Below are 13,436 nucleotides of genomic sequence, written 5' to 3'. Positions count from 1 at the left end.
TTGACGATTTCTATTCCGTAACGTTCAATCAACCTCACCATATATTTTAGTCCAGAAACATCCACACCAAATCTTTTGGAAAGCTCTTTGAAGCTTCTCCCTTGTTTTCTCAGTTCATATATCTGAATCTTGTCCTCATAAGTTAATTTCATAATAAAAACACCTCAAAAATTAGATTTTTTCTGTCTAACTTTTGGGGTGCAGTTCATTAACCTAGGGGTGTTTTTAAATTGAATTTTCAGAAATTAGTGATAAAATAGAGAAGAATAAGGCTTAAAAGGAGGAATCTTATGACTTCATTATCAACAGATTTCACAGATAAACTATTTGCAGAATATGAGGCTAATGCCAAGTACAGTGCTATTGAGAATGCTGTAACTCATAATGGCTTGCTCAAATCCATCGAAACACGTCAATCAGAAGTTGAAAACGACCATGTTTTCTCAATTGATTTGACTAAAGATGAGGTGTCTAACCAGAAAGCTTCAGGACGTTGTTGGATGTTTGCGGCACTAAATACTTTCCGTCACAAATTAATCTCAGACTTTAAATTGGAAAGTTTCGAACTTTCTCAAGCTCACACTTTCTTCTGGGACAAGTATGAAAAATCGAACTGGTTCTTGGAACAAATCATTGCTACAGCAGATCAAGAGATTGGCAGTCGTAAGGTTAAATTCCTTTTGGATACCCCTCAACAAGATGGTGGACAATGGGATATGGTCGTATCACTTTTTGAAAAATACGGTGTTGTACCAAAATCGGTTTATCCAGAATCTGTAGCTTCAAGCAATAGTCGTGAGCTTAATCAATACCTCAATAAGCTTCTTCGTCAAGATGCTCAAATCTTGCGTGATTTGATTGCTGGAGGTGCTGATCAAGCTGCTGTTCAGGCCAAGAAGGAAGAACTTCTTCAAGAAATTTTCAATTATCTTGCCATGACTCTTGGTTTACCACCACGTCAGTTTGATTTTGCCTACCGAGATAAAGATGACAACTATCAATCTGAGAAAAATATCACACCACAAGCTTTCTTTGAAAAATATGTGGGTCTTAAACTTAGTGATTATGTGTCAGTTATCAACGCTCCAACAGCTGATAAACCTTACGGAAAATCTTATACTGTTGAGATGTTGGGTAATGTTGTAGGTGCGCCAAGTGTGCGTTATATTAACCTCCCAATGGATCGTTTCAAAGAGCTTGCCATTGCACAGATGAAGGCTGGAGAGACTGTTTGGTTTGGTTCAGATGTTGGTCAAGTTTCAGACCGCCAAAAAGGTATTCTTGCAACTAATGTTTACGATTTTACAGCTAGCATGGATATTAACTTGACTCAAGACAAGGCAGGACGTTTGGACTACAGCGAATCTCTCATGACTCATGCCATGGTATTGACTGGGGTTGATTTGGATGCCGATGGCAGACCTGTTAAATGGAAGGTTGAAAACTCTTGGGGAGACAAGGTCGGTCAAAAAGGTTACTTTGTCGCTTCTGATGCCTGGATGGATGAATACACTTATCAAATCGTTGTCCGCAAAGACTTCCTTACAGCTGAAGAATTAGCAGCCTATGAAGCAGAGCCACAAGTACTTGCTCCTTGGGATCCAATGGGAGCCCTTGCTTCAAAATAAGATAATACATGAAAACACTGGAAATTTTCCAGTGTTTTTTATAGTTTCTTTAAAATCTATCGGTAAAAAAAGAGTTATCCAATCAGATAACCCTTTTTATTTCTTATTCTTCTGCTGTAGCAGTGTTTGAATTTGAATGTTCAGAGCCATTAGAAGAGGCCGATGTCGATGGATTTGTTGAAGCATCAGGACCGTACTGTTGACTATCTTGTGAACTTGATGAGTCACTGCTTTGGCTTGAGTCTAAACTTGATGATGAGCTAGATGTTCCAAGTGATCCTGTGTAAACATTTGATGTTGAAGAACCAGTAAGGAAGACATAGCTACCATTATTATAAACACCGCTAGGCATATCGAAATCTTCAGAACCCGCACCATACATCTGGTTAAGGTAGCTACTTGTTACACCATAGATTTGTTTAGCGATATCAAGGTCTGAATCATGAAGTGGTGTTTTACGATTTTTATAACCTGTCCAAATCGCCATAGAATACTTGGTATTGTAACCAACGAAAGTTTCATCTGGAACCATAAGGTAAGCGTAGACGCCACTTTCTTTTTGTACCTTGTAGTATTCATCGTCACCATAGTTAGATGTACCGGTCTTAGCAGCGTTGAACGTACCAGGGACATAGGCTTCAGTCGCTGTACCACCTGTCATTACTTGTTTCAACATGCTTGACATCATGTAAGCTGTTTGTGGTGACATGGCTTCAACACCTTTAGAATCAAATGATTTTGTTGAACCGTCTTCAAATTTGATTGATTTAATGTAAGAAGGTTTATAGTAAGTACCACCATTTGCAAAGGCTGCATAGGCTGCGGCCATTTTCTCACTTGATGCACCATACTTAGGATCTGCTGATGATGTTGAAGATGAGATGGCATTGGAGTAGAACATTTCTGGATACTCAATACCTAAATCTTTCAAGAAGGACTGGGCATAGTCCAACCCAACAGCTTGAAGAGCTTTAACGGCTGTTACGTTACGTGATTGTTGAAGTGCATAAGTCAATGAAATGCTTCCGTAATACTTACGGTCCCAGTTGTAAACTGGTGTTGAAGAACCTGGGAAATTGTAAGGATTATCGTAAACAGTCGTACCAGTGTTTGTATAAACACCTTTTTCAATAGCAGGAGCATAGTCAGTGATTGGTTTCATTGTAGAACCCCAGTCACGGTCTGTTTGAACAGCTTGGTTAGTAGCGAGGGCAATATTTTCATCTTGGTGACGTGATCCCAATTGAGCAACAACACGACCGTTAGTAACATCAATAATAGTAGAAGCAACTTGGAAACTATCATTTGGATAGTAGATATAGTCATCAGTATTATAGACGTTCCAGATATATTTTTGAATATCTGGATTAAGGTTAGTGTAGACGTCGAGACCTGCTGAGTAGATATCAGCATTGGCGTCAGTAGCTACCTGCTCAATAACTTGTTTGATGTAGTTATCTAAGTATGGCTCATAGCTAGCTTTCTTCGTAAGTGGAAGAAGGCCATCTGATACATCAGTTGCTTTAGCTTGCTCGTACTCTTCTTTAGAAATATTCTTGTCTTCATACATTTCGTCAAGAACAGTGTTACGACGTTCTTTGGCAGCATCTGGATTAGCATAAGGGTCATATTGTGTTGGTGCTTGTGGAATACCAGCAAGAAGAGCTGCTTGGGCAACAGAGAGGTCGCTCAAGTCCTTACCAAAGTAAGATTTAGCTGCCGTCTTCATACCGTAGTAACCATTACCCATATAAACCTTATTAATGTAGAAGGTCAAGATTTCTTGTTTAGTGAATTGACGCTCCATTTGGAGTGACAACCAGATTTCTTGTGACTTACGTTTAAGGGTTTGGTCAGAAGTGTTAGTTGAGAAGTAAGCCAACTTAATCAACTGTTGGTCGAGCGTAGACCCCCCTTGGGTGCTGCTACGACGAAGGTTGTTAACAGCTGCCCCCATGATACGGTAGACGTCAATCCCACGGTGAGTGAAGAAACGTTTATCCTCGATAGAGGTGATGGCATTAACTAGAGTTGTTGGAATTTCATCTGTTGATGCACTCTCACGTTTCTCAGCTCCCAAGTCGGCAATAAGACTACCATTAGCGTCGTAAATCTTACTTGAGTTTGTTGATTGCAGTTTGTTCTCGGTAAGTTTAGGAACACTGCTAACATAGTAGGCAAAGAGGCTACCACCAGCGATGACACAGACTACAAAGAAAGTGAGCAGTCCAATAAATCCGTATTTTGCAATACGCCAGCCCAAACTTTGGTCTGAAGCGGCAGAGCGTTTTCCTTTGCTATAGCGAGAAGAATCTGAGCGCTTGACCTTGATGTTTTTAGCACGTTTAGTCAAACCGTTAAGTGATTCTTTAAAGTTGCTGAAATTAAATTTAGCCATTATGTGTTACCACCTAATAATTTTTCAATGATTTCTAAGTAAGGAACTTGAGGATAAGCTGCTTCTGCAATTGCATAGCCTCTTTTTTTGATATAATCAAGAGGCATTGATTTCGTCCCTTTATCAATCTGATAAAAAGCGATTAAGTCTTTGGCAGGCAGAAGGTAGGTTTCCTTAAGCGTCGAGAAGTGAAGTAGCACGAAGCAGATCCCATCTTGACTGATGACCTGAGACATGTGCTCAATTTGATGCGCATGAAAGTTTTTCATAGGCATGGATGTCTTTTGTCGTGTCTCTTTGGCTTCAAAATCAATGTAGTATCCTTTGTAAACGCCGGAGTAGTCGGTAGTAGAAGCTTGTCTAAAGTAAGCTTCTACAATCTTTGCCCGTGAGCGTTTGGGATAATCGACTTTGACAATTTGAACAGGGGTAGGTTTTTTATGAATAACGGCTAAACCACGCGACAAATAGTAATCATTAGTCGCGTTAATAGCAGATTCAAAGCTCATCCCCCGATTGGCAAAGTCAACTCTATTTGATTTTTTAGGACGTACTTGTGCTATCTTACGAGATATCTGATGGGGATAGTTTACCATTTCTTTCCCTTCTTCTTTATAAGATATGCATAAAGACTATTTCATTATACCATAAAATGAACGAGGAAAACAACAAATGACATCACTACTGGTAACTGGCTATAAGAGCTTTGAACTCGGTATTTTTAAAGACAAGGACCCTAAAGTAACCATTATCAAGAAAGCAATCAAACGTGATTTGATGCGTTTCTTGGATGATGGTGTGGATTGGATGATTTTTACTGGGAACCTCGGTTTTGAATTTTGGGCACTAGAAGTAGCCAAAGAACTTCAAAAAGACTATCCTTTGAAGTTAGCGACTATCTTCCCTTTTGAAACGCATGGTCAGAATTGGAATGAAGGTAATCAAACAAAACTAGCAGCCTTTAAGCAGGTTGATTTTGTCAAGTACAGCTTCCCCGCTTACCAATCTCCAGCACAGTTTAAACAATTTAATCAGTTTCTCATTGACAATACAGATCAGGCTTATTTATTTTATGAACCTGAAAATGAAACAAATCTGAAATATTTTTACGGTATGATGTTAGAAGCAAGGGGTTATCCCGTATCTAGACTGACTTTTGATGACCTCAATGAAGTCATGTCGGAATAGGATATAATTGAATTTTAAACTTGCATTTTTATCTTTTTTTCTGTATCATAAGAACATTAGACAGTAAAGTATTAGTAAGTTAGATAAGACAAGTATTGGAGAATAAAAATGGCTAAGATTAATTTAACGCCCAAGAAAATCTACGAACAAGAATTTAAAACAAGCATGCGTGGATACGATAAAAAAGAAGTTGATGAGTTTCTAGACGATGTAATCAAAGATTACGGTGTCTATATTGCTCTAGTTAAGGAATTGCAAGAAGAAAATGCAAAACTGAAGGCTAAGACTTCATCAGCTCCTGCTAGTCGCCCAGCATACGCAAGTGCGACAAGTGAGTCATCACGTGCGAATGCCAATGTTGCTTCGGCTTCAAACTATGATATCTTAAAACGTATCAGTCGTTTGGAGAAAGAGGTCTTTGGAAAACAAATCGTCGAATAAAACTGGTTTGTGCAATTTTCGGATAATCGCATGGTTGCTAGTCTTCCATGAGGAAAGTCCATGCTAGCACTGGCTGTGATGCCAGTAGTGTTTGTGCTAGGTGAATTAATAAGCCTAGGGACTTGATTTTCAAGTTACGGCGAGTGAACTGGCTAAGTCTTAGGATAGGTTTTAGTAGCTCTGAAAGTGCCACAGTGACGGAGTTTTTAGGGAAACCTAAAAAGTGGAACGCGGTAAACCCCTCAAGCTAGCAACCCAAACTTTGGTAGGGGCATGGGATGGCTGGAAACGAACGGACCATCCTGACTGCTTTGCAGTAGACAGATGATTATCGAAGGAAGTGGTACCTAGTCACTTCTGGAACAAAACATGGCTTATAGAAAATTGCATATAGGTGAGGCTGGGACACATGTCTCAGCCTTCTTTTAGCAAGAATTCTCTCTTTTATATTTAAAGAAAAGAGTGGGTAATAAGCTATCGGTTAAGAAAGTTTGTACTCGTAACAATGAGATAAAAGGATGACAATGAAAGAAACATTTACATTAGTAGCAACTGCAGCAGCAGGTCTTGAGGCTGTGGTTGGACGTGAATTGCGTGAGTTAGGTTATGACACGCAGGTTGAAAATGGTAAGGTGCGTTTCCAAGGTGGTGTTCGTGCAATTGCTGAAACTAACCTTTGGTTGAGGGCAGCAGATCGTATCAAGATTGTAGTGGGTGAATTTCCAGCACGTACCTTTGAGGAACTTTTTCAGGGAGTTTTTGCTTTAGACTGGGAAAATTATCTTCCGCTAGGTGTAAAGTTCCCAATTTCTAAGGCTAAATGTGTTAAATCAAAGCTTCATAATGAGCCATCTGTTCAGGCAATTTCAAAAAAAGCTGTCGTTAAGAAATTGCAGAAGTATTTCCACCGTCCAGAAGGAGTGCCTCTCCAAGAAACAGGAGCGGAATTTAAGATTGAAGTCTCTATTTTGAAGGATAAGGCTACGGTTTTGATTGATACCACAGGTGCTAGTCTCTTTAAGCGTGGCTACCGTACTGATAAAGGTGGAGCACCGATTAAGGAAAATATGGCGGCTGCTATCCTTGAACTTAGTAATTGGTATCCGGATAAACCATTGATTGACCCGACTTGTGGTTCAGGGACCTTCTGTATTGAGGCTGCAATGATTGGCATGAACATTGCACCAGGATTTAATCGTGATTTTGCCTTTGAAGCATGGAATTGGGTGGATAAGGATTTAGTACAGTCGGTACGTGATGAAGCAGATAGCAAGGCAAACTACGATATTGAATTAGATATTATGGGTTGTGATATTGATGGCCGTATGGTTGAAATTGCAAAAGCCAATGCTCGTGAGGCAGGTCTTGAAGATGTTATTAAATTGAAACAAATGCGTTTACAGGACCTGAAAACAGATAAAATCAATGGTGTCATTATTTCAAACCCTCCTTATGGTGAGCGTTTGTTGGATGACAAGGCTGTGGATATCTTGTATAATGAAATGGGTCAAACTTTTGCGCCACTTAAAACTTGGAGCAAGTTTATCTTGACCAGCGATGAACACTTTGAAAGCAAATACGGTATGAAAGCCGATAAAAAACGTAAGCTTTATAACGGGACCCTCCGTGTTGATTTGTATCAATATTTTGGAGAGCGTGTTCGCCGTTCTGAGGCTAGAAAGGTAAATTAAACGTGTCAGAAGATAAAACACAAAATGGCTATGAAGGTAGCCAAGAGCTAGATTTCCAAGATGCCAAGGAAATGACGGTCGGTGAGGCTGTCCGAAAAGAAGCTGAGATTAATGCTGGTGTAACAGAAACAGATAGCATTTTGGATAAGTATATCAAGCAACACCGTGAAGAAGTTGCCTCACAAAAATTTTCAAAGAAAATTGAAGCTGACGGCGATACATCACCTTTGGATGCCTTTATTCAAAAGCAACGTCAGGAGTTTGCGGATTCAGGTTTGATTGGTCAATCAATGGCTAATGAGTCAATCAACTCAACAACAGCTACTGAAGAAGTAACACCGGTCACATTTGGTTTTGGTGCTACAGATAACAAGGCTGATGAAACTCAATCTCATATTGACAAGCAGTTGCCAAATGCCCCTGTTGAACCTGAGGTTATTGCAGAACCAGAAAGTCAAAGTTCTGAAGTTATCATTACGTCAACAAATGCTGATCGTTTCATCACGTCAGAAACAGAAAAATTTGACCTTGGTGATGCACTCGCTGATTCCTCTACTTCAACTAATCAGCCAGCCTATAACGATGCATTGGTCGATAATGTTGATGATAACAATCCTTTGATTGCTAACATTGATGATCCAGAACCACAAAATTCTGCTGTTGCCAATATTGACGATACTGAGCCACAAGCTTCAAAACCTATGTTGGATGATGCTGCTATTTCAGACACTATTGATTTGGCAGCTATTGCATCAACGGTGGCAGGGGTAACTGGAGCAAAAGCTGATGAAGAAAAGACAACACCAAAAGTGTCTATGGCAGTCAATCGCCCATCTGCAGAAGACAGAATCTCTTCAGAGTCTATTTCACCATCGCATAAGAGTGCCTTTGATGGTGACATTCCAGTTTACCGTCGTAAAGGTGTTGTTATAGGTGCTCTAGCAGTTCTTGCTTTAGCTATTATCGGTGGTAGCTATGCTCTTTATAAAGGAACACATAGCCAATCGGCGAAAACAACAAGCACAGCTTCTTCAGCAGTGACATCATCATCAAGCAAGGATACGTCAGCTGCTGATAATAAGGCATTTGAAGAAATGTATAAGAATTTCTTCACAGATGACGAGCAAACAAAACTCGCTAATGACCAATTTGGTAAGTTATCAGATTTGGAAAAGCTGCTCAAGAAATTGGAGAAAACCAAGTATTATGATGCAGCTAAGAAAAAATATGATAACTTGAAGAAACAAATTGAAGCTGTACAAAAGATTAACAGTCAGTTTGAGTCAGATGCTCTTGTAGATGGTAACTATAATGCCTCTATTGCTGTTAAATCAGATGCTAACTTTAATAATCTTCCAGAAAGTGTAACAACAACTGGAAATGCGAGTCTCGACAGCACTGTCCAAGAAGCTATTAAGGGTGGTAAGACTCAACTTGAAGAAAAAGCTAAGGCTGCGAGTGCAACGTCTGCAGCGACAGCTTCTGAAAGTGTTAATACTGCTAGTCCTGCTGCACCTTCAGGTGATAACGCATCTGGAGCAGCTTCTAATGGTGATGGTGCGGCCGCATCAAATACTTCTGGAGCGCAAAATGGAGCAGCTAACTCAGCAGGTTCAACTGGTGCGACTGGAGGAACTACTGGTGGCTCAGCTGCAGCTTCAACAGTTGTAACACGCGGAATCACAAATTATAACCCATCAATCCTTCAACGTAATCGCTCACGTGTGCCTTATAATGCAAACGTAGTAGCAGATACAAGTAACCCAGCTTGGACATGGGCTGATGGTGTTCTTGATAAGATTATCGAAACATCACACTCACGTGGTTACTTCTCAGGAGATAACTTCATCCTTGAGCCAGTCAACATCATCAATGGTAATGGTTACTACAACTTGTACCTTCCAGATGGAACTTACCTCTTCAGTATTAACTGTAAGACAGGTTACTATGTTGGTAATGGTTCAGGTCACTCAGATAAACTTGATTACGAATAATAATCTGCGACACTCCTTCGGGAGTGTTTTTTGTTTTATCTTGGTGAAGGCCTAGTTTATAAGGATTTTGTGCTATAATAGAGGGATAAGATAGGGGTGAATACTATGGCAAAATTGATGCCGGGTAGAGTCCGTAATGAGGGTATTGAACTTTTTGAAAAGGATCTTATTACCATTCATCAGGTCTCAGAAACTCAGTTGGATACAACAGTTGACCAACATCATTTAATTTATGCACTCAATGATTCTGAAATCACGTGTGACTGTGATTATTTCGCTCAAAAAGGCTATTGTCCCCATTTGGCAGCTATTGAGTATTATCTAAAAAACGATAAAGAAGGCCAGCGTCTCTTGGCAGAATTGGAAGAGGAACAAGAGTCCTCTCAGGGACAAGAGCGAGGACACTCTTTTGGTGGTTTATTTTTAGAAGGCCTTTCCCTAAATGAGGATGATACTGTTAGATATTGCTTGATGGTAGAGGGAGAGGAATCTACCTTTGGTTCAGAGATTTGGTGGAGTATACGTTTACGTCGCTTACCAGATGAACGTTCTTATGTTATTCGAGATATTCCTGCCTTTCTCAAACTTGTAGAGGCTGAGAGTTATTATCAGATAGGTAAGAACTATTATGAACCCCTATCGCTTATTCAATTTGACCAGGCTTCACAGGCATTTTTAGACTTCTTAGGACGGATGATTCCAGATGAAGCTAAGACTAATTTAGACTTTATTTTACCGAATAATGCACGTCATCTTTGTCTCCCCTACAGTTTTTTTGAGGAAGGTTTGAGACGGATGCAAGATTTGGATGGCTTTAGGTTTGAATGGGAAGGAACCGAATATCACCGACTTTTGGTTGAGGATTTGACTGCTGATGCCCATCTCTTCTCGTTTGATATTTCTGTCGAGCCTAAGATGATTGAATTGACTGTTGCTGAGAAGAATAGTCAGGCCTTTTTTAATAATCGTATTCTCTTTTATCAAGGTGTTTTTTATCACTTGAATCGAAAACAACAAAAACTTTTGGTTGGTTTACGCTCTCTTCCAATCGGAAGCGATTTGAATAAGCATGTCAGCTTTAATCTTGATGAACAAGCCATCTTGGCTGCTAGTCTTTTTGATTTTAGGACTATGGGACCAGTTAAAGCTCCTAAAGCCTTTAATATCAAGGATTTCACACCGAGATTTCACTTTGATCTGAAAGGTGACAGTGAGGTTATACTTACATTAGCCTTTGATTTTGATGGTTTCCTAGTCCATAATCGACAAGAGTTGAGTCATTTAGGATTTACGAGTAACTATCGTCATGAGCAGGCTGTTTTCCGTTTGATGGCTAAGCATGAATTCACCCCTGATTTTCAGTCATCTAAACGATTAATTAGCAGTCAAGAGCTCTATGATTTCTTTACGAATACTCTAGCAGAATTTGAAAATACAGGGACGGTTCTGATTGGGCAGGAGTTGCGTGACTTACGGGTTGAACAGAGTCCGCAGGTTCAGGTAGAGCGTCAGGGGAATTTATTAGATATTTCCTTTGATTTTTCAAGTCTTGACGATGAAGATGTGGATCATGCTTTAGCAGCTTTGATGGAAAGTTCGCCCTATTTTATCAATCGTAGTGGTCAGTTGATTGTTTTTGACGAAGCGACGCATCGTATTAGTGAGAGTCTCAAAACTCTAAGAGCTCGATATTCAGGGCAAGGTCACCTAGAACTAAATCAATTGACTGCCTATCAATTAATGGAGGCTCTTTCAGAAAGTGATTCTGTTCGATTTTCAAAAGATTTCCAACTCTTAACGCAACATTTGAGTAAACCAGAGACCTTTGATTTGCCAACTTATAAGGTAGAAGCTGACCTTCGTCCCTATCAGGAAAAGGGTGTTCAGTGGCTATCTATGTTGCATCACTATGGTTTTGGCGGTATCTTGGCCGATGATATGGGGTTGGGAAAAACCTTGCAGACCATTGCCTATCTCTCTGCACATTTAGAAGAAGAGCAACGAGTCTTGGTTTTGTCACCATCAAGCCTGATTTACAATTGGCAGGATGAGTTTAAAAAGTTCGCTCCTCAGTTAGATGTAGCGGTTTCTTATGGACTCAAGCCAAGACGTGATGACATCATTGCTGAAGACCACCATATTATTATTACAAGCTACGCTTCCTTCCGTCAGGATTTTGATGCCTACAAGGCTGGTAAATATGACTATCTCATTCTTGATGAGGCTCAGGTCATGAAGAATACACAGACAAAGATTGCCCAATATCTACGTGATTTTTCTGTTCCACATTGCTTAGCACTATCTGGAACGCCTATTGAAAATCATTTGTTGGAGATTTGGTCTATTTTCCAAATTATTCTACCAGGACTTTTACCGGCTAAGAAAACTTTCCTTAAGTTAACACCAAAGGAAGTGGCTAGGTATATTTCTCCCTTTATTCTAAGACGTAGGAAAGAAGAGGTCCTTCCTGATTTACCAGATTTGATTGAAATCACTCACCAAAGTGAATTGTCAGATGCTCAAAAAGCTATCTATTTAGCGCAATTGCAACAGATGCAGCAAGGTTTAATTTCTGCAAGTGATCAGGAAATCAACCGTCGTAAGGTGGAAATTTTGTCAGGAATTACCCGCTTACGACAAATCTGTGATACCCCAGCTCTTTTTATGGACTATGCTGGAGATAGCGGAAAATTAGATAGCCTAAGAGAGTTGCTTAGTCAAATTAAGGAATCAGACCACCGTGTTCTTATCTTTTCACAATTTCGTGGGATGTTAGATATTACAGAGGGGCTCTTACAAGAATTAGGTATTTCCTCTTATAAGCTAACAGGGTCAACGCCATCTGATAGTCGTCAAGAGATGACCAGAGCCTTCAATCAAGGAAGCCGAGATGCCTTTTTGATTTCTCTAAAAGCAGGAGGAGTGGGACTGAATCTAACTGGTGCTGATACGGTTATTCTGATTGACCTTTGGTGGAATCCAGCGGTAGAAATGCAGGCTATTAGTCGTGCGCATCGTATAGGTCAGGAACAAAATGTCGAAGTTTACCGTTTGATTACAAGAGGGACTATCGAAGAGAAAATTCTTGAGCTTCAAGAAGGCAAGAAAAACCTGGTAACAACCGTCTTGGATGGCAATGAAAGCCGTGCCAGCATGACCGTTGAGGATATTAAAGAAATTCTTGGTATTGCAATATCTTAATTTGTTATATTTGATATTGAAATACTAAGAGGTAAAAATGCTACTAGGCAAATCTTTTGAATTAGGCTATAATAGAATATTGCAAGACGTATCTTCCCATTCCCGATTATTTATATTAAGATACGCATCATCTCGAAAATGAAAGGAAGTCTTTTATGCATCGCCAAAGACGACAATTTCCGCTGATTCCAGACGGGGAACCTTGCTTGCAAGAACCGGTCTCTATGCGCCTATACGAAAATGAAGATTTAATCACAAATATCCGTAGCCCTTACCAAGATAAGGACTACAATGATTTGTTGCCGAACTATGATTTCTTGTCAGCTAAGCCTAGCAATCGTAAGAAGGCTCCAAAACGAGTGGAGACACAAGAAGCTGGCATGACTTATGCTGAGGAAGCCCGTGAAAAGGCTAAGCGTGATGTACGAGAGAAACGCCAAAAATTCCTCCGCCAAGAAGTTCAACAAACCAAACATACTAATAGCCGTCAATTGACTGCTAAGCCTAAGGTGGAAGCCAAACCAAGCTTTGAGGCCACTGTTGAGCCAGCTGCTGTAACAACGGATAAAGGACCAGTGACAGCCTCTATCTTGGGAGCTCCTGTAAGTGCTATCAAGCGAACTTTAGCACCTAATGGGAAGCACTCAAAGATCCATCACTTGGCAAATCGTCTGCAACAAGATTCTTACATCTTGGCAGAAGTGGCTCCAACCTATCAACAGCCTAGTAACCCATCTCGTAAGAACGTCAAGAAAAATAGCTATGACTTCTTGAAACGTAGCCAGGTTTATAATTACCCAGAACGTCAAACTTACCGTGAACACCGAGTTGCTCAAGAATTAAATTTGACGCATTTAGAAGACGCAAACTAATCGCAGTGCGATTGTAAGGAGAA

At 40.0% G+C, this 13,436-nt stretch carries 9 protein-coding genes, 1 other RNA gene and 1 pseudogene; 8 read left to right on the top strand and 3 right to left on the bottom strand.

What is annotated here, in order from left to right:
* Positions 1-152 (bottom strand): annotated as a pseudogene (locus tag H7T98_RS10195) (helix-turn-helix domain-containing protein); the annotation flags it as partial.
* 138 nt (positions 153-290) lie between these two features.
* Between H7T98_RS10195 and pepC the strand changes: the two are divergent.
* Positions 291-1,628, top strand: a complete 1,338-nt coding sequence (gene pepC / locus H7T98_RS05090; RefSeq protein WP_049545694.1) for an aminopeptidase C — start codon at positions 291-293, stop codon at positions 1,626-1,628.
* 103 nt (positions 1,629-1,731) lie between these two features.
* Here the strand turns inward: pepC and pbp1a are convergent, their stop codons facing one another.
* Together pbp1a and recU are read right to left on the bottom strand one after the other, a co-directional pair.
* Positions 1,732-4,026, bottom strand: a complete 2,295-nt coding sequence (gene pbp1a, locus H7T98_RS05085) for a penicillin-binding protein PBP1A (protein WP_049545695.1) — start codon at positions 4,024-4,026, stop codon at positions 1,732-1,734.
* Positions 4,026-4,622, bottom strand: coding sequence for a Holliday junction resolvase RecU (recU, locus tag H7T98_RS05080; protein ID WP_002886506.1), 597 nt, complete (start codon positions 4,620-4,622; stop codon positions 4,026-4,028). Before recU ends, pbp1a begins: the two co-directional genes overlap by 1 nt.
* Positions 4,623-4,698: 76 nt before the next feature.
* On the opposite strand from recU, the gene H7T98_RS05075 reads away from it, so the two are divergent.
* From H7T98_RS05075 to H7T98_RS05045, 7 genes are all read left to right on the top strand, one after another.
* Positions 4,699-5,214: a DUF1273 domain-containing protein gene (locus H7T98_RS05075; protein ID WP_049545696.1), complete on the top strand. Its 516-nt coding sequence runs from the start codon at positions 4,699-4,701 to the stop codon at positions 5,212-5,214.
* Between the two features lie 108 nt (positions 5,215-5,322).
* On the top strand, positions 5,323-5,655 hold the full coding sequence (gene gpsB, locus H7T98_RS05070) for a cell division regulator GpsB (protein WP_049545697.1): 333 nt from the start codon (positions 5,323-5,325) through the stop codon (positions 5,653-5,655).
* Between the two features lie 14 nt (positions 5,656-5,669).
* Positions 5,670-6,037, top strand: an RNA gene (gene rnpB, locus H7T98_RS05065) — RNase P RNA component class B.
* A gap of 142 nt (positions 6,038-6,179) precedes the next feature.
* The gene (locus tag H7T98_RS05060) at positions 6,180-7,346 is read left to right on the top strand and encodes a THUMP domain-containing class I SAM-dependent RNA methyltransferase (RefSeq protein WP_037598046.1); all 1,167 of its coding nucleotides are present in this window, start codon (positions 6,180-6,182) and stop codon (positions 7,344-7,346) included.
* 2 nt (positions 7,347-7,348) lie between these two features.
* Positions 7,349-9,340, top strand: a complete 1,992-nt coding sequence (locus tag H7T98_RS05055; protein ID WP_049545698.1) for a cell division site-positioning protein MapZ family protein — start codon at positions 7,349-7,351, stop codon at positions 9,338-9,340.
* A 105-nt stretch (positions 9,341-9,445) separates the two neighbouring features.
* On the top strand, positions 9,446-12,541 hold the full coding sequence (locus H7T98_RS05050) for a DEAD/DEAH box helicase (RefSeq protein ID WP_049545699.1): 3,096 nt from the start codon (positions 9,446-9,448) through the stop codon (positions 12,539-12,541).
* 155 nt (positions 12,542-12,696) lie between these two features.
* On the top strand, positions 12,697-13,413 hold the full coding sequence (locus H7T98_RS05045) for a hypothetical protein (RefSeq protein ID WP_049545700.1): 717 nt from the start codon (positions 12,697-12,699) through the stop codon (positions 13,411-13,413).
* Positions 13,414-13,436: the final 23 nt, after the last annotated feature.

Source organism: Streptococcus sp. 23.2 (genome assembly GCF_016648665.1).
GTDB classification, from domain to species: Bacteria; Bacillota; Bacilli; order Lactobacillales; family Streptococcaceae; genus Streptococcus; species Streptococcus salivarius_E.
Note: the sequence above shows the minus strand (reverse complement) of the source record. Positions and strands in the feature narration are given on the sequence as shown.